The following is a 22,955-nucleotide window of genomic DNA, read 5'->3' as shown; positions in this document are numbered from 1 at the left end:
GCACGAAATGATCGACATGACTCTGCTCCTCTCAGGAGAATCACCGCGCCTTGCGTTGCCAAAACGATGGCAAGCTTCAGGCGGGCGCCCCCCCCGATAACTAAGACTAAAGTTCCATAGCAAATCTTTGTCAATATTACGTCGCTAAAACGGACGACCGGCTCTTGAGCAGTACAACTAGCTGTTTTTAAAAGACATATAGGAAGTTGAGTGCAGGTATAGAGCGAAATGTTATTTCTAACTGTTTCAACGCCACCTACGCTGCTGCATAAGGGAGCAACGCAGCGATTTCGGAAGACTCGCCATCCATAGAGCGACCAGCCTGCGTGTCCATAAGCTGTTAACGGGACTACATTTACTGTTACCTGTTGCGCCGCCAGGGCAACCGGCTTTTCGAAGTGGGAGGATCAACATGCCCAAGCAGTCGAGCATCCGTTCCGAACTGGCCGACGCGCTCTTTCGTATGCGTCGCAGTTTTTACTTGCTGGCAGGGTTCAGCGGCGTCATAAACGTCATGATGTTGACGCCAGCCGTTTATATGTTGCAGGTCTATGATCGAGCCCTGGTCAGTCGCAACGTCACGACGCTGGCGATGTTGACTGTCCTGGTGGTAGGTCTGTTCTTGCTGATGTCCACGCTGGAAATGGTCCGCACCCGCGTACTGATCCGGGTCGGCAACTGCCTCGACATGGACCTCAACCGGCGCGTTTTCACCGCGGCATTCGAGCGCAACCTGAGCCGCGCCGGAGGTAATCCGGCCCAGGCCCTGCAAGATCTCGCCCAGGTTCGTCAGTTCGTCACCGGTAACTCCCTGTTCGCTTTCTTCGATGCACCGTGGACGCCGATCTACCTGCTGGTCGCCTACCTGATCCACCCACTGCTCGGACTGCTCACGCTGATCGGCTCGCTGATTCTGATGGGCCTGGCCTATCTGACTGAAAAGGCGACGCAGAAGCCGCTGGCCGAAGCCAATCAGGCCGCCATGTCCTCCGCCCTATACGCCAACAACAACCTGCGCAATGCCGAGGTCATCGAGGCCATGGGCATGCTGCCGTCGATCAGCAAGCGCTGGTTCCAAAGCCATTTGCGCATTCTGGAAATGCAGACCATGGCCTCCGACCGCGCCGCCTTGATCAGCAGCACCGGGCGCTTCGTGCGTATCACCTTGCAGTCGCTGATCCTCGGCGCCGGCGCGCTGCTGGCGATCGAAGGCAAGATCACCCCGGGGATGATGATTGCCTGCTCGATCCTCACCGGCCGCGCACTGGGCCCGGTGGAACAGGTGATCGCGTCGTGGAAGCAACTGCTCGGTTGCCGTTCGGCCTGGGGCCGGCTCAACGAGATGCTGCACGACTATCCGCACCGGCCACCGAGCATGTCGCTGCAGCGGCCAATGGGCATGCTGGCGGTGGAGAATGTGTATGCCGGTGCCCCCGGTACCAACAACACGATTCTGCGCGGGGTGGGCTTCAGCCTTGTCCCCGGCGAAAGCCTTGGCATTATCGGTCCGTCCGCCTCGGGCAAATCCACCCTCGCCCGCTTGCTGGTTGGCGTCTGGCCGGCACAGGCCGGCAAGGTACGCCTGGACGGCGCGGACATTTTCACCTGGAACAAGGGTGAACTTGGCCCCTGGCTCGGCTACCTGCCACAGGACGTGGAACTGTTCGAGGGCAACATTGCCGACAATATTGCGCGCTTTGGCGAAGTGGACAGCGAAGCGGTCATCCGCGCCGCCAAGAGCACTGGCGTGCACGAGATGATCCTGCGTTTCCCGCAGGGTTATGACACCCGCCTGGGCACCGACGGCAGCCCGCTTTCCGGTGGTCAGAAGCAACGCATCGCCTTGGCTCGCGCGTTGTATGGCGAACCCAATCTGATCGTGCTGGATGAGCCGAACGCCAACCTCGACGACGTCGGCGAAAAGGCTTTGGTCGATGCACTGGCCGAACTCAAGGGCCGCGGCGCCACCGTCATTCTGATTTCCCACCGTCCCAACGTACTCTGCGCCGTCGATAAGGTGCTGATGATGCGCGACGGCGGCGTGCAGATGCTTGGCACGCGCGATGAAGTATTCGCAGCGCTGCGCAAGGCCAGTGTGATGCCTGCTGGCGCGTCGACCCCTCTGGCCTCCGTCAAAGCGCGGGAGTGACCGATCATGCAAATGAGCCAACACACCGAGATGATCAAAGCCGATACCAGAAGCATGGTAGATCTGGACGTCGGTAAACCCGCGCGATGGGGCGTGTGGCTGGTGCTCGCCGGCTTCGGCGGCTTCCTCCTGTGGTCCTGGCTGGCGCCACTGGATGCCGGCGTGGTCGCGACAGGCACGGTCAAAGTCACCAACAATCGCAAAGCCGTGCAGCACCTCACCGGCGGTACCGTGGACGCCATTCTCGTTCGCGAAGGCGATGTGGTGAAAAAAGGTCAGGAGGTGGTCCGTCTCGATTCGTTGCATGCCGTTTCCGAACAGGGTGCGGTCAGCGCCCAGTACATCGTCAGCAAGACGGTGGAAAACCGCCTGGAAGCGGAACGTGACGGCCGCGATGTAGTGAACTTCGACCCCGAGTTGCTCAAGCGCTTCGGGGATGACCAGCGCCTGGCGGCCGCCATGGACTTGCAACAGCGTCTGCTGGACACTCGGCGCGCCGGTCTCGCTGGCGAAATCAGCATACTGCAGGAGAACCTGGCGGCGTCGGCGGTGCAGCTCAAGGGCCTGCAGCAGGTCTATAGCGCCCGCGCCTCGCAGATCAGCTTCCTCAACCAGGAACTGCAAGGCACCCGCGTGCTCACCGCCGAAGGCTATGTGCCGCGCAACCGCCTGCTTGAGCTGGAACGCAGCAATGCCGAGCTCTCCGCCGGCCAGGCCGAGAACCTCAACAACATCGCCCGCGTGCGTAGCCAGACCACTGAAATCAAGCTGCGCATCCTGCAGCGCCAGCACGATTACCTGAAGGAAGTCGAATCGCAACTGACCGACACCGCCAAGGAAAACACCACCCTGGCCGACCGCTTGCGCGCGCTGGACTATGAAGTGACCCATACGGTGATTCGTTCGCCGATCGATGGCATGGTCCAGGGCCTGAGCATTGCCACCGTTGGCGGGGTCATTCAGCCTGGCTTCAAGATTATGGAAATCGTTCCGGTCAACGAGCCGCTGCAGGTCGACGCAATGATTCCCGTGCAGGCCATCGACAAGATGGTCCCAGGCCTGCCCGTGGACATTTCCTTCCCGGCCTTCAACCATGCCAGGACGCCAAACATCCCCGGCCGCGTGAAGACCATCTCCGCCGACCGCCTGATGGACGAGGAAAGCAAGCAACCGTTCTATCTGGCTCAGGTGGAGGTCACGCCCGATGGAATGGGCCTGCTTGGCAGCAACCACATTCGCCCCGGCATGCCCGCCAGCGTCACCATAAAAACCGGCGAACGCAACATGATCAGCTATCTTCTTAAACCAATGCTTGATCGTGTGGACAGCTCATTCAAGGAACAATGAGATGGAACGTCGTTGCCTGTTCTTCTGCCTGCTGGGGCTGTCCCTGCCGGCTGGTGCCATGGACCTCAAACAAGCCTGGGATCTGTTGCAATTCCAGGGCCCTATCTACCAGGCCTCCGTGCATGAAAAAGAGGCTGGCCAGGAAAACCGCGCCATCGGCAAGGCCGGCCTGCTACCGCAGATCAATGCCTCGGGCTACCACAACAAGGTCAATGGCTCCCAAAGCCAGAGCGGCATCGACAGAGATCTCCATTACGACTCCAAGGGCGCTAACGTGCGCCTGCGCCAGCCGCTGTTCAACAAACAGAAGATGGCTGAGTACCGCCAGGGTCAGCAGCGTGCCGACTACAGCATCGCGGTATTCGATGCCAAGACCCAGGACGCCGCGGTGCGCTTGTCCGAAAGCTATTTCGATGTGCTCCTGGCCAGCGAAACCATCGTCCTGGCCAAGTCCAAGCTGACCGCCTTCGAAGAGCAACTCGCTTCGGCGAAGCGGCGCATGGAGCTGGGGGCCGGCACCGTCACCGACATCGACGAGTCGGCCGCTCGCCGCGACCTCGCTGAAGCCGAGCTGATCGAAGCGCAAGACAACCTGATCAACGCGCGCCGCAAGCTTGAGGAATACATCGGTGAAACCCCCGAGTCACTGACCACCTTGCGTCCGAGCTTCGATACACCACCGCTGCTACCGAGCAACCTGCAGGACTGGTTGGTCAAAGCCCAGACCGATAGCCCGCTGATCCATGCGCGCCGTTACAGCAGCGACCTCGCAGCAGAAGAAGTGAAGCGTGCCAGTGCCGGCCACTGGCCAACACTGGATTTCATTGCCGGCTACACCGCGGGTGAGAGCCAGTCGCTCTCCGAGTTGAATCAACGCAACCACTACGGCTCAATCGGGCTGGAAGTCAATATCCCGCTGTACAGCGGTGGCGGCGTCAGCGCGTTGACACGCCAGGCCAGTGCCAATAGCGATAAGGCCATGGACGAACTCGACGCCGCGCGACAGGAAGTCATCACCGAAACCACCCGTGAGTATCAAGGCATACTGAGCGGCGCCAAACGCATTCGCGCACTGGAGAAGGCCGTGGAGTCCAACGAACGCTCACTGGCATCGTCACGCAAGGGCTTCAAAGAGGGCGGCACCAGCACCAACTCGGACGTCCTCAATGCCGAAGAGCTGCTCTTCGTTGCGCGCCACGATCTGTTCGAGGCCAAGATACGCTATTTGATGTCGCGCCTGCGCCTGGCCTCTTCAGTGGGCAGCCTGGGCGACGACGATATCAACCAGATCAACGACTACCTCGGCCCGGAACTGCTGGTCACCAACTAACGTTCACCTGCCGGCCGGTCTAGCCAAATGATGGCTGACCGGCACGCCCCCTCCCCGTCAATTCCCCTCGCGTTTTGTCCGGTCATTCATTGCCGGATCTCGAAGCAGATAGGCAGCCGACCGCGAAAAAACCGTCAGCGTTGAAATTTGCCCACTAAGCCGTTGATTCCCTTTATGCTCGATCCGATTCCAAATGAAAAGCCACGCCCAGCTCCAGGCTGTAAACTGTGTCCCCATGCGCAAACTTTTGTACCTGACATTTTCCATGGCGTTGCTCGCCGCCCTCACGACCTACGCGATGTGGGCCGCGGACCGGCCGGTGGGTCATTACCTTTCGGACCTGCGGATCAACCTGGCTGTCGACCAGGGTACGCCTGCGGACCGTGGCAATCTCTTGGGCATCCAGCCCGAACTGTTTCCTACCGATTATCAAAGCCCCGAGCGTTTGCACCGCAAACTCGCGGCCTATCTGCAAGCAGCCCGGGACCAGGGTCTGTTGAACGGCAAGACCGTCGTCGTATTGCCGGAACACATCGGTACCTGGTTGATGGTCAGCGGCGAGAAGGATGAGTTGTATCAGGCCAGCACCCTCAAGGAGGCCATGAACTGGCTGGCAGTGAGCAATCCCCTGAAGTTCGCCAAGGCATTGATCAGCGCCGAGGGTGGCAACCGTCTGGACGATGCCCACCTGCGCATGAAAGCCAAGGCGATGGCCAGGGACTACCAGGCATTGTTCGGAGGGCTGGCCAGGGAATTCCACGTGACGCTGGTGGCCGGCTCCATCGTGCTGCCCGAACCGAACATCGTCGACGGCACCTTGAAAATCGGCCGTGGCGCGCTGTACAACAGCAGCGTGGTGTTCAACAGCGAAGGCCTGCCGATCGGCCAGCCCCAGCGCCAGATGCATCCGTTCTTCGCAGGACAGAGCGGGATCAAGGCGAACGGCGAGCACTCGCTCAACGTCGTTGATACCCCCGCAGGAAGGCTGGGCGTATTGATCGGCCACGACAGCTGGTACCCGGAAAATTACCTCAAGCTCAACGACCAAAGCGTAAAGCTGGTTGCAGTACCGGCCTTTGTTGCCGGCCGTGGCACCTGGGATCAACCGTGGCGCGGCTACAGGGGTTTGCCGGAGCCGGCCTCGGTCAATTTGAAGCCAGGAGAAGTCAGTGAAGGTCAGGCCTGGCAGCGCCTGACCCTCACTACCCGGATACCGGCCAGTCAGGCTGTCGCTGGCATGAGTGTGTTCCTGCGGGGTCAGTTTTGGGATCAGGGCAGCGCCGGGCAAAGCTTCCTCAGCAGCAACGGCCAGCATTTTGCCGACGGCAACGCACTGGGTGCGCGTTTGCTGAACCTCTGGCTGTAAACCATGAAACCGCAGCCGATGCGCCTCGGCGATCTGTCGGTGGGCTTTGTTCATAGCCTGGCCGATGCCGTGCGCAGTCATGGTATCGATCCGCAGCCACTGCTCGATCAATACGGCCTCGATGCAGCGCGCCTGAGCGAAGCCGGTGCCCGGCTGTCGATACCGCGCTACATGCGCCTGGGCCACAGCGCCATTCAGCTGACCGACAACCCGGCCCTTGGCTTGCGCATGGGTCAGCTCAGTCGCCTGAGCCAGATCGGCCTCGCAGGGGTCACTGCCGCCCAGGCGCCGACCGTACGTGAAGCCGCGCGCTGCCTGATTCGGTTCGAAGCCTTGTATGGTTCGAACTATCGGGGTCAATCAAGCTTTCACGAAGACGCCCAGGGCGCCTGGCTGCGTTTCTATTCGATCAGCCCCTATAACGCCTACAACCGCTTTGTGGTGGATTCGATCATCGCCAGCTGGTTGCAGCAATTGTCCAGTGTCAGCCCTGCCCCGCTGCGCGCCGAACGCATCGAGATCGAATTCGAAGAGCCCGGTTACCGTGCGGCCTATGACGTTTTGGGTGACTGTCCGATTCAGTTTGGCGGCGAACGCAATCAACTGCGCTTGAGCCTGGCAAGTCTCGCCCAACGCAACCCCGAGCATTGCCCGAGCACCTGGCGGCATTTGCTGCAATTGTGTGAGCGGGAACTGGAACAACTGACACGCACCCGCAGCCTGCGTGAACGGATCATCGCGCTGCTGGGACCCTTGCTCAATGGTGGTCGGGAGCCCGACTTGCAAGAGGTGGCGGCACGCCTGAAGCTGCCCACCTGGACCTTGCGCCGCAAGCTCGCCGATGAAGGCACACAATTTCGTGCCATTCTCAACGACACCCGTCGCGACCTGGCCATGACTTACATACGCGACACCGAACTGGCGTTCGGAGAGATCGCCTACCTGCTGGGCTTTGCTTCAGCCGAAGCGTTTCAACGTGCGTTCAAACGCTGGAACGGGCAGACACCCGGCGAGTTTCGCCGCAGCCATAGAAAAACAGCCTGAAGCTTCTGGCTGCAAGCGACAAGTTGGAGTTTTAGAGCTCAGTGGCGTCTTCTGCGGGCTCCGGCGGGTCCAGTTCGAACGCCTGGTACTCGAGCAGCTCTTCTTGATAATCGTCCATTTTTGAATCTCCCGAACCGTATTGAAAAACGTCTGAATAAATGACCAATGCCTTGAGCATAAAGTGCCCGCGTGAAAGAAAAATGACGCGGGCACGACACTCCGTCGCTACTGAATAAAACGTAGCAGTTGGTCAGGAATTTATCATTGATTTTTTCGCGGGAGGCCGCAGGACAGCGGCCTTGTTTGACACCGATCAATCGATGCGCTCGCTACGGGATCGTTACTCGTTGGCCGATCCCGTAACGCGATCAATCACTGGCCGGAGACAGGTATCGCCGGAATCGCCTCGCTCGGCGGCGGCATGTCTGTCGGGTTCACCGGCGGTGTGATGATTTCTACCGACGGTGCCGGATCCATGTTCTGAACCGGGGTAATCGGTGCCGCTTCAGGCGGTGGCGCGACCGGTTCAGAGGCCGTAGGAGCGGGTGCCGGGGCTGGCTCTGCGGTCGGCGCAGTGGTCGCGGCGGGCGCCAGGGGAGCCGGCGCTACCTTGGCTTCAGGCACGCCCAGGTCTGTTTTCGGCTTTTCGGTGATGTGCGCAGCCTTTTTCGCTTCCGGCGGCAGGAACAGTTCGACCAGTGCGAAGAAACGCTCGTAGAACTTGGCAGACGATACGGTTTCGCTGGCCACCTTGACCATCGAATCGTCCGACGAACCAATCGGCATCGACACCGAGCCCAGCACACCCACACCGAGACTGGCGGAGTTGTTGGTTTTCTTCAGCGCATAACGATCCTGCAGGGCGTTGGCGAACACAGTCGCGTGGTGCCCTTCGCTACCGTCATCGGTACAGACCACACTGAAGCTGATCTCCATGTGGTTTTCGCCGGTCTGCTGAAAGCTCTTGTGACCGCTGACCAGCTTCGAGTCATTGCTGGTAATGATGTAGCCCTGACTGAGCAAGGCGCGACGGGCGGCTTCACAGCTCTGCGTATCCGTTACCGGATAGTTGCGGGAGAAGGTTCCGGAATCGTCGAAGTTCTCATGCTCGTAGATGGCGGCCTTGTTCGAAGAACAACCGGCCGCTACGGCCAGTACGGCAGCCACGCCGACAATCCGCATGGGAAATGATTTAAACATTGAACATCCTGAGGAAAACGGTTCGGGGCGTATTGTGCAACAGATCGATGCTTAGCGGAGCATCGATTGTGTCTTAAAACGGTTACAGGCTGATTGACCCCGGTTTTGCGCAAAAGTCACCGCAGCAAATGACGTACGGCAAAACAAAAAGACCCCGGCTTTTCGGCCGGGGTCTCCTGTGCAGCACTAAACCTGGTCAGGCATCAGTAACGCTTGATGTCCGCCTGGCTTTCCAGCTGCTTGCGATAAGCCGCAAAGTCTTGCTGGCCGATGCGAGAAGCGAGGTAGCGACGATACTGTGCTTTCTCCTCTTCGGTCGGCGCCGCTGCTTCGTTCACGCCATTGAGGCGCACGATCATCAGACTGCCATCAGTCAGCGTCACGCTGGTGAAGGTCGGCTTGTCCTTGGCCGCGGGCTTCGCCATGCGGAACAGCGCCTGCAGCACGGCAGGGTCGACCCCTTCCTGAGCGCGAGTCGCCGCTTCGGTGACTTTCCAGGCCTGGCCGTCGATCGCCTTATCCAGCGGGGTCTTGCCGTCGCGCAGGCTTGCAATCAAGGCTTCAGCCTTGGTCTTGGCATCGGCGCTGGCGTGTTCCTTGGCCAATTGCACACGGATCGCAGCAGAAACGCTTTCCAGCGGCAGCTGTGAAGGCTTCAAATGCTCCTTGGCACGCAACACGACCACGGTTTCCGGATCGAGCTCGATGGCTGTGCTGTTCGCGCCTTCATCCAGGACTTCCGGGCTGAACGCAGCAGTGATCACCGCACGGTTGGCTGCAATACCCTCACCACCTTCACGGCCGAACGGCTTGGAGGTTTGGACGGTCAGTTTCAGGTCCTGCGCTGGCTGAGCCAGATCGGACGCTTCGAACGAGGCGTCTTCCAGTTGCTTGCTCGCCTCAACGAAGCGCTGCTCGACCTGCTGGGTTTTCAGAGCGCGGGTCAGCTTGTCCTTCAGGCTGGCGAAGGTTGGCACTTCAGGTGCTTCCACACCCAACAGCTTGATCAGGTGGAAACCGAAGTCGGTGCGAACCGGCCCCGACACCTGGTCCTTGGCCAACGAATACAGGGCTTTCTCGAACGCCGGGTCGTAGACGCCAGGACCGGCATAACCCAGGTCACCGCCGTTGTTCGCCGAACCCGGATCCTGGGAGAACTCCTTGGCCAGTGCCTCGAACTGCTCACCCTTGGCCAGACGGGCCTGGATCTCTTCGATTTTCGCCTTGGCTTGCGCCTCGGTGGTCTTGTCGTTCACTTCAATCAGAATGTGCGCAGCCCGGCGTTGCTCGGACAGGTTCGCGATTTCTTTCTGATAGGCCGCTTGCAGGTCTTCGTCGCTGACGCTGACCTGATCGAAGAAGGAAGCCTTCTTCAACTCGAGGTAATCGATGATCACCTGATCCGGCGTCATGAATTCCTTGGCGTGTTCGTCGTAATAGGCCTTGACCTCTTCGTCGGTCAGCTTCACAGCCGCCGGGTCAGCCTTGATGCTCAGCGAAGCGAAATCGCGGGTCTGTTTTTCCAGACGGGCAAACGCGAGCACCTGTGCATCGGTCACGAAACCGCTACCTGCCAGACCGGCACGCAGCTGACCAATCAGCATTTCCTGGGCCAGCATCTGGCGGAATTGCATGCGGGTATAGCCGAGTTGGCGAATCACCTGGTCGAAACGCTCGGAGCTGAACTTGCCGTCAACCTGAAACTCTGGTGTTTGCAGGATGACCTGATCAAGTGCCGCCTCGGAAAAAGCGAATTTCGATTTTTCGGCGCCTTGCAGCAGCAGTTTGCGATCGATCAGGCCCTTGAGAGCCGATTCGCGCAACATTTTTTCATCCAGCAAGGAAGCATCGAAATCCTTGCCCAGCTGTTGCATGAGCTGACGGCGTTGCATATCGACCGCCTGGCTCAGCTCGTTCTGGCTGATTTCATCGCCGTTGACCTTGGCCGCATCATTACTGTGCGACGTGGCCTTGAAAATGGCGTCGAAACCGGTCAAGGCCATCAGAACAACGATGACCCCGATAATAGTCTTGGCAATCCAGCCTTGTGAATTGTCCCTGATATTCTGCAGCATGCGTCCCCCAGAAACGGTTGAACTTCAAAATTAGGCAACCGTGGAGCGTGGGTAGAATCCGGATAGAAGAAAGGCGCATCCGAGGATGCGCCTTCTCGTAACTGGCGGAGCGGATCGAGGGCTCGAACTGGCGACCCTCGGTGTCTTGAACCGGCGACCTGCAGTCAGGACTGCCGCTCCGCTGCCAAGTCAGGCATGACCCCGACCCGGATGGGTAAAAACCTGAATCGAACTCAGTTGACAGCTTCTTTCAGTGCTTTACCGGCTTTGAAACCTGGTTTTTTGGCTGCTGCGATTTCCAGCGTCTTACCGGTCTGTGGGTTACGACCAATGCGAGCTGGACGATCAGTTACGGAGAAAGTACCGAAACCAACCAGAACAACAGAGTCGCCAGCCTTGAGAGCGCCAGTGACGGATTCGATTACAGCGTCCAGCGCACGGCCAGCAGCAGCTTTCGGGATATCAGCGGATGCAGCGATAGCATCAATCAGTTCCGACTTGTTCACTCTAAGTCCCCTTATATCTATTTGAGTATGATTCTAAGTTTTTTTGGTGAAAGCAAAAACGAGTGCTGAATGGCCTACAGACACTTAAGAGCCGCTTTATAACAAGGGCTCTAAAAAGCTGTCAAGAAAGCCCCCCAGGCAAATACGTACTAATGCGTGCTAATTCTTTCCTTAGAATCTGCGTCGCGCTTCTCATCCTTCGCGACTATCTCCGGAGCCACGTCCGGCAAGGGCTCCGGCGCGTATTGCAACGCAATTTGCAGGACCTCGTCAATCCATTTAACCGGTTTAATCTGTAGATCCTGCTTGATATTGTCCGGAATCTCTTTGAGATCGCGCACATTTTCTTCAGGAATGATCACGGTCTTGATTCCGCCACGATGGGCAGCCAGCAGTTTTTCTTTCAAGCCGCCAATGGCCAGCACCTGACCACGCAAAGTGATTTCGCCGGTCATGGCGACATCCGCGCGTACCGGAATGCCGGTCAATGCCGACACCAGGGCCGTGCACATGCCTACACCGGCGCTAGGACCGTCCTTCGGAGTTGCCCCTTCCGGCATGTGGATGTGCGTGTCGCGCTTCTCATGGAAGTCCAGGGGAATGCCCAGGCTCTTCGCCCGGCTGCGAACAACAGTCAAGGCAGCAGTGATCGACTCGACCATCACGTCACCCAGAGAGCCGGTCTTGATCAACTGGCCCTTGCCCGGCACCACAGCGGCTTCGATAGTCAGCAGTTCGCCGCCCACCTGAGTCCATGCCAGCCCGGTCACCTGGCCGATCTGATCCTGCTGCTCAGCCAGGCCGTAGCGGAATTTTCGCACACCCAGGAAGTGCTCCAGCATGTCTGCAGTGACCTTCACCGAGAAGCGTTTTTCCAGCGCATGTTCCTTGACGGCCTTGCGGCAAACCTTGGCAATCTGACGCTCCAGCCCACGCACACCGGCTTCGCGGGTGTAGTAGCGAATGATGTCGCGAATCGCTTCGGCGTCGAATTCCAGCTCGCCTTTTTTCAAGCCGTTGGCAGTGATCTGCTTAGGCGAAAGGTACTTCACGGCGATGTTGATCTTCTCGTCTTCGGTGTAGCCCGGCAGACGGATCACTTCCATCCGGTCCAGCAACGCCGGCGGGATGTTCATCGAGTTCGAGGTGCACAGGAACATCACATCGGACAGGTCGTAATCGACTTCCAGATAGTGATCGTTGAAGTTGTGGTTCTGCTCGGGATCGAGCACCTCCAGCAACGCCGATGCCGGATCGCCACGCATGTCGCTGCCCATTTTGTCGATTTCATCGAGCAGGAACAGCGGGTTGCGGACACCCACCTTTGTCATCTTTTGAATCAATCTTCCTGGCATCGAACCGATGTAAGTACGGCGATGGCCACGAATTTCCGCTTCATCACGTACACCACCGAGGGCCATGCGCACGAATTTACGGTTGGTAGCGTGAGCGATCGACTCCGCAAGGGACGTTTTACCCACCCCGGGAGGACCCACCAGGCACAACACCGGACCACGAATTTTCTTCACGCGTTTTTGCACGGCGAGGTATTCGAGGATGCGTTCCTTGACTTCTTCCAGGCCGTAGTGGTCGGCATCCAGAATGTCTTCTGCACGCGCCAGGTCCAGGCGTACCTTGCTCTGGGCCTTCCACGGCACCTGAACCAGCCAGTCGATGTACGAACGCACCACGGTCGCTTCCGCGGACATCGGCGACATTTGCTTGAGCTTGTTCAGTTCGGCCGTCGCCTTGGCCAGGGCATCTTTCGGCAGACCGGCGGCTTCGATACGCTTTTTCAGGTCTTCGACTTCATTGTGACCTTCGTCACTGTCGCCGAGCTCTTTCTGAATGGCCTTCATCTGCTCATTCAGGTAGTACTCGCGCTGGCTGCGCTCCATTTGCTTTTTGACGCGGCCGCGAATGCGTTTTTCGACTTGCAGCAGATCGATCTCGGCATCCAGCAACGCAAGAACGTGCTCGACCCGGGCCGACAAATCGATGATTTCGAGGATTTCCTGCTTCTGTTCGATCTTCAGGGCCATGTGCGCGGCCATGGTGTCCACCAGGCGGCCAGGCTCGTCGATGCTGTTGAGCGACGACAGGACTTCAGCCGGGACTTTCTTGCCCAACTGCACATATTGTTCGAACTGCGACAGCAGGCTGCGAACGAACACTTCCGACTCGCGCTCTGGCGCGTCGACTTCGTCGATCAGGGAGACCTCGGCACGGCAGTGACCGTCCACTTCGCTGAAGCGCTCCACGGCACCCCGCTGCTCACCTTCGACCAGAACCTTGACCGTTCCGTCAGGCAGCTTCAGCAGCTGCAGAACAGTGGCAATTGTACCGACGCGATACAGGGCATCTTCACCGGGATCGTCATCAGCCGGGTTTCTCTGGGCTAGCAGAAGAATCTGCTTGTCACCCGTCATCGCGGCCTCGAGGGCTTCGATGGATTTCTCGCGCCCCACGAACAGCGGGATAACCATGTGCGGATAAACCACGACATCACGCAATGGCAGGAGAGGCAATTCGATGGTTGTCTTCATGATTTCGCCTCTACGGCGGCCGTAAGGCCGTAAACAGATGGAAGTAAGCTTGAAACCAAGATGGGGGCTGCCTTGGAAAAAAACAAGCGGATAAAAGAACCACTTGAAAGATTGCAGCTGGTGGTAGCGCGTGAGATGGCCCGGACACATCCGAAAATCAGATCGGTTGTCAGGGCGCCTTCGCTGCAGTGCGGCGATCCGACAGGCCAACTCCCACAAAAGCAAAGGGGCCCGAAGGCCCCTTCTTTATTCAAGCTGCGTGACGCTTAAGCGTCTGGCGCGGCCTTGGCGGTCGGCTCACTGTTTTCGTAGATATACAGTGGCTTGGACTTGCCTTCTATCACGCTTTCATCGATCACTACTTTACTCACCTCGGATTGCGAGGGGATTTCATACATAGTGTCGAGCAATACACCTTCGAGAATCGAACGCAGGCCACGGGCACCGGTTTTACGCTCCAGGGCACGCTTGGCGACCGATTTCAGAGCGTCGGAACGGAATTCCAGATCAACGCCTTCCATCTCGAACAGCTTGGCATACTGCTTGGTCAGAGCATTTTTCGGCTCGGTGAGGATCTGCATCAACGCAGCCTCGTCAAGCTCGTCCAGCGTCGCAAGCACCGGCAGACGACCGACGAATTCCGGGATCAGACCGAACTTGACCAGATCGTCAGGCTCGACTTCACGCAGGGACTCACCGACTTTCTTGCCTTCTTCCTTGCTGCGCACTTCCGCGTTGAAACCGATACCGCCCTTGGTGGAACGGTTTTGAATAACCTTTTCCAGACCGGAGAACGCACCGCCGCAGATGAACAGGATGTTACGGGTGTCGACCTGCAGGAATTCCTGCTGCGGATGCTTGCGACCACCTTGAGGCGGAACGGACGCGACCGTGCCTTCGATCAACTTGAGCAGGGCCTGCTGCACGCCTTCACCGGAAACGTCCCGGGTGATCGACGGGTTGTCGGATTTGCGCGAAATCTTGTCGATTTCATCGATGTAGACAATGCCCATCTGGGCTTTTTCCACGTCGTAATCGCATTTCTGCAGCAGCTTCTGAATGATGTTCTCGACATCTTCACCCACGTAACCCGCCTCGGTGAGGGTGGTTGCGTCGGCAATGGTGAACGGAACGTTCAGCAAGCGGGCCAATGTTTCGGCAAGCAGGGTTTTACCCGAGCCTGTCGGGCCGATCAGCAGGATGTTGCTCTTGCCGAGTTCGACGTCGTCATTCTTTTTGTCACGCTGATTCAGGCGCTTGTAGTGGTTGTACACCGCTACGGCCAGAACCTTTTTCGCACGCTCCTGACCAATCACATACTGATCAAGGATGCCGCTGATTTCTTTAGGCGAAGGCAATTTATGCGCGCTGCTTTCGGCCTGTGCTTCCTGCACCTCCTCGCGGATGATGTCATTGCACAGGTCGACGCACTCGTCGCAGATAAAGACCGAGGGGCCGGCAATCAATTTGCGCACTTCATGCTGGCTTTTGCCACAGAAGGAGCAATAGAGCAGCTTGCCGTTGTCCTCGCCGTTGCGGGTGTCAGTCATTCGTTCGATCCAAATCCGATAGGCTTGCAACACAAGATGAAGGCTATTGCGGGCTTTTTCAAGCCCGCAGGTGATCGGACCCGCCGACCAACCCTATTTTGAGCTGCTTATTTTAAGCAGGGCGCTGGGTGATCACTTCATCGATCAACCCGTACTCACGCGCGGCTTCTGCACTCATGAAATTGTCGCGGTTGGTATCGCGCTCGATTTCTTCAAGAGTGCGCCCGCTATGCATGGCCATCAGCGTGTTGAGGCGCTCACGGATAAAGAGGATTTCCTTGGCATGGATTTCGATATCCGACGCCTGGCCCTGGAAACCGCCCAGTGGCTGGTGAATCATCACACGCGAGTTCGGCAGACAGTAACGCTTGCCAGGGGCACCGGCCGTCAGCAGAAACGCGCCCATGCTGCACGCCTGACCGATACAGGTGGTCGCCACGTTGGGCTTGATGAACTGCATGGTGTCGTAGATCGACATGCCCGCCGTCACCGAACCGCCCGGTGAGTTGATATAGAGATGGATGTCCTTGTCCGGGTTTTCCGCTTCAAGGAACAGCAGTTGCGCACAGATCAGATTGGCCATGTAGTCCTCTACCGGGCCAACCAGAAAGATCACTCGCTCCTTGAGCAGGCGCGAGTAAATGTCGTAGGCGCGCTCGCCACGAGCGGACTGCTCGACAACCATCGGGACCAGGCCGCCTGCGGCCTGGATATCAGAGTTCTGCTGAATATAGGAATTACGGAACATGCTCTGCAGTCACTCCCAAATAGTTATGTCTTGAATACGCATAAGCCAGCACGAAGGCTGGCTTATGGTGTTTGCTTCTTACTGCAAATGTGATCAGTCGGCTTGTGGTGCTTCTACCGGCTTGACCGCTTCTTCGTAAGAGACCGATTTGTCGGTCACGCTAGCTTTCTGCAGAACAGTATCCACAACTTGCTCTTCCAGCACAACCGAACGGACTTCGTTCAGTTGCTGGTCGTTCTTGTAGTACCAGGACACAACCTGCTCAGGCTCCTGATAGGCCGAAGCCATTTCCTGAATCATCTCGCGAACGCGGGTTTCGTCAGGCTTCAGGTCGAATTGCTTGACCACTTCAGCCACGATCAGGCCCAGCACGACGCGACGCTTGGCTTGTTCTTCGAACAGCTCGGCCGGCAGTTGGTCTGGCTTGATGTTGCCGCCGAACTGCTGAACAGCCTGCACGCGCAGACGGTCAACTTCGTTGGACAGCAGAGCCTTTGGCACTTCGATCGGGTTGGTGGCCAGCAGACCGTCCATTACCTGATTCTTGACCTTGGATTTGATCGCCTGACGCAGCTCGCGCTCCATGTTCTTGCGAACTTCGGCACGGAAGCCTTCCAGACCGGCTTCCTTGATGCCGAATTGAGCGAAGAATTCTTCGGTCAGTTCTGGCAGCTTTGGCTCGGAAACGGTATTTACAGTCACGGTGAACTCAGCGGTTTTGCCAGCCAGGTCCAGGTTCTGATAGTCCTCAGGGAAAGTCAGGTTCAGAACGCGTTCTTCACCGGCTTTTGCACCAACCAGGCCATCTTCGAAACCAGGGATCATGCGGCCGGAACCCAGAACCAGCTGAGTACCCTTGGCGGAACCGCCGGCGAACACTTCACCGTCGACTTTGCCGACGAAATCGATGTTCAGCTGGTCTTCGTTCTGGGCAGCGCGATCGGCCGCTTCGAAACGGGTGTTCTGCTTGCGCAGGACTTCCAGCATCTTGTCCAGATCGGCATCAGCTACGTCAGCGCTCAGGCGCTCGACGGTGATACCTTCGAAACCGGCAACGGTGAACTCAGGGAACACTTCGAATACAGCGACGTATTCCAGGTCCTTGCCAGCTTCCAGGGATTTAGGCTCGATCGAAGGCGAACCAGCCGGGTTCAGCTTCTGCTCAACCACAGCTTCGTAGAAGGAAGACTGGATCACGTCGCCTACAGCTTCCTGACGAGCATCGGCACCGAAACGGCGCTTGATTTCGCTCATTGGCACTTTGCCTGGACGGAAGCCAGCAATCTTGGCCTTTTGGGCGGTCTGCTGCAGACGCTTGTTGACCTGGCTCTCGATGCGCTCAGCCGGCACGGTGACGCTCATGCGGCGCTCAAGAGCAGTAGTATTTTCAACAGAAACTTGCATGGATATTCCTCGTTGCACAGACGTTAGCCGGCCGTTTCCGACCCCAGAATCAAGGGCATGCATTCTAGTGGGTCAAACTCAAGAAGTCACCCTACTGAAAACGGGTAAAAAAGCAGCAGGCAATTTATAGGTGCGAATGCACGGATGCACCTCGCCCCGATGGCAAATACAACCAATCACGCCAAGGCTCTGCGCCAACCCTTCTATATATAGAGGAGGTGGCCAATCATCTCCCTGACAGCCGATCTCGCAAGCAAGGCCGGCGGACAGGACGGCATCATCGAGAAACATAAATACGACGAAACGCCCTGCCCCTGCGGCCCGAAACCTGCAGCCGCTGAAACAAAAAAGGCGCCAGACTTTTCAATCTGGCGCCTTTCGAAATATGGGGTGGACGATGGGGATCGAACCCACGACAACGGGAGTCACAATCCCGTGCTCTACCAACTGAGCTACGCCCACCATATTGCCTGTTAAAGAAGCCAAACAACTTCTTTATCAAGCTCCAGCCAGGCCAACAGCCTGAATGAAGCTTTATTTGGTGCGGATGAAGAGACTCGAACTCTTACGCCTCGCGGCGCTGGAACCTAAATCCAGTGTGTCTACCAATTCCACCACATCCGCGGATGAAGCCGTTAAAGCAAAGGCGCCAGACTGTTAATCTGGCGCCTTTCGAAATATGGGGTGGACGATGGGGATCGAACCCACGACAACGGGAGTCACAATCCCGTGCTCTACCAACTGAGCTACGCCCACCATATCGCGTTACTTGTGCCAATGCTGCCTAATGGCGCACCCGGCAGGACTCGAACCTGCGACCATCCGCTTAGAAGGCGGATGCTCTATCCAGCTGAGCTACGGGCGCCTTGTTAGCTGTAACCTTGGAGGACTACAAACTAAGTGCTTTCCAGCCTTGCAGAACTGTAATCCTGCTCGACCTTCTTAACCAGTGCTAGGCTGTGCCCGACAAGTGCGACGAATAGTATAGAGCCCCCTGAAGGTCGTCAAATCCTTTTTAAAAAAAATTCATTTAATTAAAGGAGTTAGGGGAATTTGCAGACCAAGCGCCTTTGCCCTCACCGCATGACATGCGAGAATGCGTTCTCTTTTTTTCCCCTCTCGATGGTTAATCACGCGCAATGACTGCACAACTAATCGACGGCAAATCGATCGCCGCCAGCCTGCGCCAGCAGATCGCCCAACGTGTCACCGAGCGTCGCCAGCAAGGCCTGCGCACGCCCGGCCTTGCGGTGATCCTGGTCGGCAGCGATCCTGCCTCTCAGGTTTATGTCTCGCACAAGCGTAAAGACTGTGAAGAGGTCGGCTTTCTATCCCAAGCTTATGACCTGCCTTCCGAAACCACTCAAGAAGCGCTTTCCGAGCTGATCGATCGCCTGAACGACGATCCTGCAATCGACGGCGTTCTGCTTCAGCTTCCGCTTCCCGAACACCTGGACGCCTCCAGACTGCTGGAGCGCATTCGTCCGGACAAAGACGTCGACGGTTTCCATCCTTATAACGTCGGTCGCCTGGCCCAGCGTATCCCGCTGCTGCGCCCATGCACCCCCAAAGGCATCATGACCCTGCTGGAAAGCACCGGCGTCGATCTTTACGGAATGAATGCCGTGGTCGTCGGAGCGTCCAACATCGTTGGTCGCCCGATGGCGATGGAATTGCTGCTGGCCGGTTGCACCGTGACGGTCACCCACCGTTTTACCAAGGACCTGGCCGGCCATGTCGGCCGTGCGGACCTGGTCGTCGTCGCCGCCGGCAAGCCGGGCCTGGTCAAGGGCGAATGGATCAAGGAAGGCGCGATCGTGATCGATGTCGGCATCAACCGTCAGGACGACGGCAAGCTGGTCGGTGACGTGATCTACGAAACCGCCCTGCCCCGCGCCGGCTGGATCACTCCGGTACCGGGTGGCGTTGGCCCGATGACCCGTGCCTGCCTGCTGGAAAACACCCTGTACGCCGCTGAAACCCTGCACAGCTGAGTTTCAACGAAGACGCTGACAGCGAGTCAAAGAACCCCGCCCTTGGCGGGGTTCTTTTTGCCTGCGAAACAAGCTCGACCACCCGACGGAAAATGACTTTTTTTTCATGTTTCTCAGGACTTTCACCTGTTACTTGAACAACCATCGACAGTTATTCAGCCATACTCCAGAATGTCGCGCTTTTTACGAAATAGCCCGTTACAAAACGGCTTATCAACACTTTACGAGTCTGCCAGCGTGAAAATCCGTCTTTCCATCCTGAGCCTATTTTTTGCAGTTACAGGGGTTTTCCTCACGCCAATCGCCAGTGCTGACGAGACCACCGCAGCGCCGCGAGAGACGAAGACACTCAAGCTCGCTTCCGGCAGTTCCTTACTGCTGGACATACAGACCAATAAAGTCATCTATGCCAGCAACCCTGACGTGGTGGTGCCGATCGCTTCCGTCAGTAAGTTGATGACTGGCCTGGTCGTGGTTGAATCCCGGCAGAACATGGACGAATACATCGACGTCAACATCAGCGACACACCGGAAATGAAAGGCGTGTTCTCCCGGGTCAAGCTCCGCAGCGAACTGCCGCGCCGGGAAATGCTGCTGATTGCCCTGATGTCTTCGGAAAACCGCGCCGCCGCGACTCTGGCGCACCACTATCCGGGCGGCTATGCCGCGTTCATTGCTGCAATGAATGCCAAGGCCCGGGCACTGGGCATGACCAACACGCATTTCGTCGAGCCGACTGGTCTTTCCCCGCGCAACGTGTCGACCGCTCGCGACCTGAGCAAGCTGTTGATCGCCGCGCACAAATACCCGTTGCTGACAGAGCTGAGCACGACCAAGGAAAAAACCGTCTCGTTCCGTAAACCCAACTACAGCCTGGGCTTTCGCAACACCGACCATTTGGTCCGCAAGCCGGACTGGGACATTCAACTGACGAAAACCGGTTTCACCAACGAAGCCGGTCACTGCTTGGTGCTGGTGACCCGGATGAGTAACCGTCCGGTTGCCCTGGTGCTCCTGGACGCTTATGGCAAATACACACACTTTGCCGATGCTGCCCGCATCCGCAATTGGGTCGAAACTGGCAAGAGCGCCAATGTGGCTTCTGCAGCCCTGCAGTACAAATCGGACAAGAACCTCAAGCAGCGCCAGAGTGGTGTAATTGAAGCTTCGAAGTAAGCAGGCAGCTACAGCAGGCAAAAGCCCCGATCATTCGGGGCTTTTTTTCGTCAGCTGTTAATCGTTGGGCAGAGGCATCTGGTCATCATCCGGAATGCCATCACCTTTGCTTGGGTCTCGCCAGTCCTGCGGATGTTTGGTCGGCACCACCGTCGGCCGCGCCAGCGGATCGCGCATCGGGCTATCCGGATCCATCACTGGGTCCGTGTCCTGCTCGGGAGTGGTCGGAACGGTTTCCGGACGCTTGTCGTCGAAACTGGAATCGGTAGACATACTCACCTCCATTGGACCTAGGGTTTCAGATTGCCCAGTGGATCGTAGGGTTTGGCCGGGGCCTTGGGGTTGTCGCCCGGTTTCACATCCCTCGGTGCCTTGGCCGGTCCGACGGGATCAACCTGCGGATCGGAAAGGTCCGGGGAATCCGGGTCGAACCCCAGTTCATCACCGGAGGAATGTTCAGATGAATGCGGGCCGACAGGCGTGGGGGGATGAGCCATGGGCACCTCCTGATCTCGAACCGATGGTTGCAGGTCGTTATAGATCAGAGGCTGGCGACGGACAATGGTGCCCGTCGGGTGACCAACGGGCTTACTGCGCGGCCAATGCCTTTTTAGCCTTGGTCGCCGCTTGTTCCTGACCGGCCTGAGCCAGATCGTTGGCCGCCTTGAGCCAACGCTGCTGATCGACCTGGGCCGGGATTTGCGTCGGCTTCTGGATCAGCACGGCCCAGCCGCCGGCGTCCTTGAACGCCGACTCGAAGGAGCTGAAGCTCATCAGTTCGCGGCGATTCATTCCGGCGCGCAGCAGGACCGTCTGCTTCTGACGGTTGTAACCGGCAAGAATGGCATAACGCGGTTCGGCCCACATGGCCGAGCCCTCAGTGAAGCGCACCATCACCGGATAACCGGCGGCGACTTGCGTCAACAACGCCGGAAGGTTGCTGTCGACGGGATAAACGACCATCCCGTACTCGCGGGCCAGGTTCTGCATGTTTTGTTGCAACCGGTCTTCGCCCCCCGGCAAATGCAAGGGCTTGTCGAGCAAGCCCGGGGTGATCACGATGCCCTGCTGGGACAGCATGCTGGCCAGCACCTGCGGCCCGCTTTGATAGGCATCGCCCCGGTAGAATCGACCGCTGAGTTCGACACGCTCCGGCAAACGCTTGATCTCGGGCGCAACGCTTCCGGCACAGCCCGCCAGGCTGGCCACGCAACCGGCTATCAGCATGGCCGACAAAATTCGAGAAAATACCCGCACCATCATCTCTCTCTTGTTCAGGTTCAGACGCCAGGCAACCCCACTCCCGGCTAGGTTGTCGATCATAGGTCGCCGCGCCGCTACGGTATAGCTCTAAACGGCAGTCGAGTGCATTCGATAGAGCGAACTGGTTGGTGACAGACGACTTTCGGTCAATAGCCTGAAATGTAGCAACGACTAGACTGTTCTCTGAAGCGACAGCAGCAAAGCGTGTTTGCCCGCAGCAGGGCAAAGAGGAGGCACAGATGAGCCTGGCAATGATTATTTTGATGTTGATTTGCAGTTGGCTGGCGGTAGCCGCCGCCATGCTGTGGGGCGTGCTGCGTATTGCCCGCCGCCACCATCACCCTGTTCAGCCAGCACCTGCGTCGGCAATGGACAAGACGCCGAGCCAACACGCCAACGCTCACTGACGAACACTTTCAGCCGATACCAACAAAAACGGCCGCCTGCACTCCTTGGAGTTCAGGCGGCCGTTTCTTTCAGTGTCGGTTAAGCCTCAGTGGCTACGCGCTTCTGCCTGGCGCGACGGGACATCATGTTCAACACCTCGATCGAAGCCGAGAATGCCATGGCCGCATAGACGTAGCCTTTCGGCACGTGGGCGCCGAAGCCCTCGGCGATCAGCGTCATGCCGATCATGATCAGGAAGCCCAGGGCCAGCATCACCACCGTCGGGTTGTCGTTGATGAACCTGGCCAGCGGATCAGCCGCAAACAACATCACCAGCACCGATACCACCACCGCGATGATCATGATCGGCAAGTGCTCGGTCATGCCGACAGCGGTGATGATGCTGTCGATGGAAAACACCATGTCCAGCATCAGGATCTGGCCGATCGCCGCAGCAAAGCCCAAGGCCACGGTCGAAGTCTTCGACGTTGGATCTTCCGGGTCCGGGTCCATGCTGTGATGGATCTCGGTGGTCGCCTTCCACAACAGGAACAGGCCACCGGCGATCAGGATCATGTCTTTCCAGGAGAACGCGTGGCCGAGAATCTCGATCACCGGCGCGGTCAACTGGACGATGAACGCGATGGTGCTCAACAGGCCGAGTCGCAGGATCAGCGCCATGCCGATACCGATGCGTCGCGCCTTCTGCCGGTGCTGCTCGGGCAGTTTGTTGGTCAGGATCGAGATGAAGATCAGGTTATCGATGCCGAGCACGATTTCCATCACCACCAGGGTGGCCAGGGCGACCCAGGCTGTGGGGCTGGCGGCAAGTTGTAAAAGGTAGTCCATGGGTCAGTCCTGACTCGTTGT

20 protein-coding genes and 4 tRNA genes are annotated in these 22,955 nt (G+C 58.0%); 8 read left to right on the top strand and 16 right to left on the bottom strand.

All coding sequences use genetic code 11. From position 1 onward, the window contains the following. Positions 1-412: 412 nt before the first annotated feature. From ACEN8Z_RS12265 to ACEN8Z_RS12245, 5 genes are all read left to right on the top strand, one after another. A complete protein-coding gene (locus tag ACEN8Z_RS12265) occupies positions 413-2,149 on the top strand; it encodes a type I secretion system permease/ATPase (RefSeq protein WP_495597815.1) in 1,737 nt (578 codons plus the stop codon). A gap of 6 nt (positions 2,150-2,155) precedes the next feature. Continuing rightward, positions 2,156-3,496: an HlyD family type I secretion periplasmic adaptor subunit gene (locus ACEN8Z_RS12260; RefSeq protein ID WP_008001583.1), complete on the top strand. Its 1,341-nt coding sequence runs from the start codon at positions 2,156-2,158 to the stop codon at positions 3,494-3,496. A 1-nt stretch (position 3,497) separates the two neighbouring features. Further along, positions 3,498-4,826, top strand: coding sequence for a TolC family outer membrane protein (locus tag ACEN8Z_RS12255; RefSeq protein WP_495597814.1), 1,329 nt, complete (start codon positions 3,498-3,500; stop codon positions 4,824-4,826). A 235-nt stretch (positions 4,827-5,061) separates the two neighbouring features. Further along, positions 5,062-6,192, top strand: a complete 1,131-nt coding sequence (locus ACEN8Z_RS12250; protein WP_495597813.1) for a carbon-nitrogen hydrolase family protein — start codon at positions 5,062-5,064, stop codon at positions 6,190-6,192. A 3-nt stretch (positions 6,193-6,195) separates the two neighbouring features. Then, entirely contained in the window at positions 6,196-7,236 is a 1,041-nt protein-coding gene (locus tag ACEN8Z_RS12245) for an AraC family transcriptional regulator (RefSeq protein ID WP_495597812.1), read from the top strand. A gap of 31 nt (positions 7,237-7,267) precedes the next feature. On the opposite strand, the gene ACEN8Z_RS12240 is transcribed toward ACEN8Z_RS12245, so the two are convergent. The 12 genes from ACEN8Z_RS12240 to ACEN8Z_RS12185 all read right to left on the bottom strand — a co-directional run bounded on the left by ACEN8Z_RS12240 (position 7,268) and on the right by ACEN8Z_RS12185 (position 18,130). After that, positions 7,268-7,414, bottom strand: a complete 147-nt coding sequence (locus ACEN8Z_RS12240; RefSeq protein WP_177323284.1) for a hypothetical protein — start codon at positions 7,412-7,414, stop codon at positions 7,268-7,270. Positions 7,415-7,608: 194 nt separating this feature from the next. Then, entirely contained in the window at positions 7,609-8,436 is an 828-nt protein-coding gene (locus ACEN8Z_RS12235; RefSeq protein ID WP_495597811.1) for a DUF2242 domain-containing protein, read from the bottom strand. A 203-nt stretch (positions 8,437-8,639) separates the two neighbouring features. Beyond that, positions 8,640-10,511 carry a SurA N-terminal domain-containing protein gene (locus ACEN8Z_RS12230; RefSeq protein ID WP_495597810.1) on the bottom strand — a complete coding sequence of 624 codons (1,872 nt, stop codon included), beginning with the start codon at positions 10,509-10,511 and terminating at the stop codon, positions 8,640-8,642. A gap of 233 nt (positions 10,512-10,744) precedes the next feature. Continuing rightward, entirely contained in the window at positions 10,745-11,017 is a 273-nt protein-coding gene (locus ACEN8Z_RS12225) for an HU family DNA-binding protein (RefSeq protein WP_002552737.1), read from the bottom strand. Between the two features lie 149 nt (positions 11,018-11,166). Next, positions 11,167-13,563 carry an endopeptidase La gene (lon, locus tag ACEN8Z_RS12220; protein WP_495597809.1) on the bottom strand — a complete coding sequence of 799 codons (2,397 nt, stop codon included), beginning with the start codon at positions 13,561-13,563 and terminating at the stop codon, positions 11,167-11,169. 266 nt (positions 13,564-13,829) lie between these two features. Further along, entirely contained in the window at positions 13,830-15,113 is a 1,284-nt protein-coding gene (gene clpX, locus ACEN8Z_RS12215) for an ATP-dependent Clp protease ATP-binding subunit ClpX (protein ID WP_007982210.1), read from the bottom strand. A gap of 112 nt (positions 15,114-15,225) precedes the next feature. Continuing rightward, the gene (gene clpP, locus ACEN8Z_RS12210) at positions 15,226-15,861 is read right to left on the bottom strand and encodes an ATP-dependent Clp endopeptidase proteolytic subunit ClpP (protein ID WP_008001573.1); all 636 of its coding nucleotides are present in this window, start codon (positions 15,859-15,861) and stop codon (positions 15,226-15,228) included. A gap of 93 nt (positions 15,862-15,954) precedes the next feature. Further along, the gene (gene tig, locus ACEN8Z_RS12205) at positions 15,955-17,265 is read right to left on the bottom strand and encodes a trigger factor (RefSeq protein WP_495597808.1); all 1,311 of its coding nucleotides are present in this window, start codon (positions 17,263-17,265) and stop codon (positions 15,955-15,957) included. A gap of 386 nt (positions 17,266-17,651) precedes the next feature. After that, positions 17,652-17,727 (bottom strand) — tRNA-His (locus tag ACEN8Z_RS12200). Positions 17,728-17,804: 77 nt separating this feature from the next. Beyond that, a tRNA-Leu gene (locus ACEN8Z_RS12195) sits at positions 17,805-17,889 on the bottom strand. 56 nt (positions 17,890-17,945) lie between these two features. Continuing rightward, positions 17,946-18,021: transfer RNA gene (locus ACEN8Z_RS12190), tRNA-His, on the bottom strand. Positions 18,022-18,053: 32 nt separating this feature from the next. Further along, positions 18,054-18,130, bottom strand: a tRNA-Arg gene (locus ACEN8Z_RS12185). A 274-nt stretch (positions 18,131-18,404) separates the two neighbouring features. On the opposite strand from ACEN8Z_RS12185, the gene folD reads away from it, so the two are divergent. Together folD and pbpG are read left to right on the top strand one after the other, a co-directional pair. After that, a complete protein-coding gene (folD, locus tag ACEN8Z_RS12180; protein ID WP_495597807.1) occupies positions 18,405-19,259 on the top strand; it encodes a bifunctional methylenetetrahydrofolate dehydrogenase/methenyltetrahydrofolate cyclohydrolase FolD in 855 nt (284 codons plus the stop codon). Positions 19,260-19,496: 237 nt separating this feature from the next. Then, positions 19,497-20,435 (top strand): D-alanyl-D-alanine endopeptidase, encoded by a 939-nt coding sequence (gene pbpG, locus ACEN8Z_RS12175; RefSeq protein WP_495597806.1) that lies wholly within the window; start codon positions 19,497-19,499, stop codon positions 20,433-20,435. 57 nt (positions 20,436-20,492) lie between these two features. Here the strand turns inward: pbpG and ACEN8Z_RS12170 are convergent, their stop codons facing one another. The 3 genes from ACEN8Z_RS12170 to ACEN8Z_RS12160 all read right to left on the bottom strand — a co-directional run bounded on the left by ACEN8Z_RS12170 (position 20,493) and on the right by ACEN8Z_RS12160 (position 21,758). Beyond that, complete coding sequence (locus ACEN8Z_RS12170) at positions 20,493-20,708, bottom strand: hypothetical protein (RefSeq protein ID WP_008001568.1); 216 nt, start codon at positions 20,706-20,708, stop codon at positions 20,493-20,495. A gap of 17 nt (positions 20,709-20,725) precedes the next feature. Next, positions 20,726-20,932 carry a DUF6021 family protein gene (locus ACEN8Z_RS12165; RefSeq protein WP_007986494.1) on the bottom strand — a complete coding sequence of 69 codons (207 nt, stop codon included), beginning with the start codon at positions 20,930-20,932 and terminating at the stop codon, positions 20,726-20,728. 91 nt (positions 20,933-21,023) lie between these two features. Next, positions 21,024-21,758, bottom strand: a complete 735-nt coding sequence (locus tag ACEN8Z_RS12160; RefSeq protein WP_495597805.1) for a C39 family peptidase — start codon at positions 21,756-21,758, stop codon at positions 21,024-21,026. A 179-nt stretch (positions 21,759-21,937) separates the two neighbouring features. Here ACEN8Z_RS12160 and ACEN8Z_RS12155 point away from each other — a divergent pair, with 179 nt between their 5' ends. Then, positions 21,938-22,105 carry a hypothetical protein gene (locus ACEN8Z_RS12155; protein WP_495597804.1) on the top strand — a complete coding sequence of 56 codons (168 nt, stop codon included), beginning with the start codon at positions 21,938-21,940 and terminating at the stop codon, positions 22,103-22,105. Between the two features lie 79 nt (positions 22,106-22,184). Here ACEN8Z_RS12155 and ACEN8Z_RS12150 read toward each other — a convergent pair whose 3' ends face one another. Further along, entirely contained in the window at positions 22,185-22,934 is a 750-nt protein-coding gene (locus ACEN8Z_RS12150; RefSeq protein ID WP_495597803.1) for a TerC family protein, read from the bottom strand. Positions 22,935-22,955: the final 21 nt, after the last annotated feature.

The sequence above is a fragment of the Pseudomonas sp. Pseusp10 genome (assembly GCF_059492225.1).
The sequence above is the reverse complement of the archived record's forward strand: the minus strand, read 5'-3'. Positions and strand labels throughout refer to the sequence as shown.

Coding starts and splice junctions, on each gene's coding strand:
- ACEN8Z_RS12265 (WP_495597815.1), top strand. CDS start 413: ATGCCCAAGCAGTCGAGCATCCGTTCCGAACTGGCCGACGCGCTCTTT.
- ACEN8Z_RS12260 (WP_008001583.1), top strand. CDS start 2,156: ATGCAAATGAGCCAACACACCGAGATGATCAAAGCCGATACCAGAAGC.
- ACEN8Z_RS12255 (WP_495597814.1), top strand. CDS start 3,498: ATGGAACGTCGTTGCCTGTTCTTCTGCCTGCTGGGGCTGTCCCTGCCG.
- ACEN8Z_RS12250 (WP_495597813.1), top strand. CDS start 5,062: ATGCGCAAACTTTTGTACCTGACATTTTCCATGGCGTTGCTCGCCGCC.
- ACEN8Z_RS12245 (WP_495597812.1), top strand. CDS start 6,196: ATGAAACCGCAGCCGATGCGCCTCGGCGATCTGTCGGTGGGCTTTGTT.
- ACEN8Z_RS12240 (WP_177323284.1), bottom strand. CDS start 7,414: ATGCTCAAGGCATTGGTCATTTATTCAGACGTTTTTCAATACGGTTCG.
- ACEN8Z_RS12235 (WP_495597811.1), bottom strand. CDS start 8,436: ATGTTTAAATCATTTCCCATGCGGATTGTCGGCGTGGCTGCCGTACTG.
- ACEN8Z_RS12230 (WP_495597810.1), bottom strand. CDS start 10,511: ATGCTGCAGAATATCAGGGACAATTCACAAGGCTGGATTGCCAAGACT.
- lon (WP_495597809.1), bottom strand. CDS start 13,563: ATGAAGACAACCATCGAATTGCCTCTCCTGCCATTGCGTGATGTCGTG.
- clpX (WP_007982210.1), bottom strand. CDS start 15,113: ATGACTGACACCCGCAACGGCGAGGACAACGGCAAGCTGCTCTATTGC.
- clpP (WP_008001573.1), bottom strand. CDS start 15,861: ATGTTCCGTAATTCCTATATTCAGCAGAACTCTGATATCCAGGCCGCA.
- tig (WP_495597808.1), bottom strand. CDS start 17,265: ATGCAAGTTTCTGTTGAAAATACTACTGCTCTTGAGCGCCGCATGAGC.
- folD (WP_495597807.1), top strand. CDS start 18,405: ATGACTGCACAACTAATCGACGGCAAATCGATCGCCGCCAGCCTGCGC.
- ACEN8Z_RS12170 (WP_008001568.1), bottom strand. CDS start 20,708: ATGTCTACCGATTCCAGTTTCGACGACAAGCGTCCGGAAACCGTTCCG.
- ACEN8Z_RS12165 (WP_007986494.1), bottom strand. CDS start 20,932: ATGGCTCATCCCCCCACGCCTGTCGGCCCGCATTCATCTGAACATTCC.
- ACEN8Z_RS12160 (WP_495597805.1), bottom strand. CDS start 21,758: ATGATCGACAACCTAGCCGGGAGTGGGGTTGCCTGGCGTCTGAACCTG.
- ACEN8Z_RS12155 (WP_495597804.1), top strand. CDS start 21,938: ATGAGCCTGGCAATGATTATTTTGATGTTGATTTGCAGTTGGCTGGCG.
- ACEN8Z_RS12150 (WP_495597803.1), bottom strand. CDS start 22,934: ATGGACTACCTTTTACAACTTGCCGCCAGCCCCACAGCCTGGGTCGCC.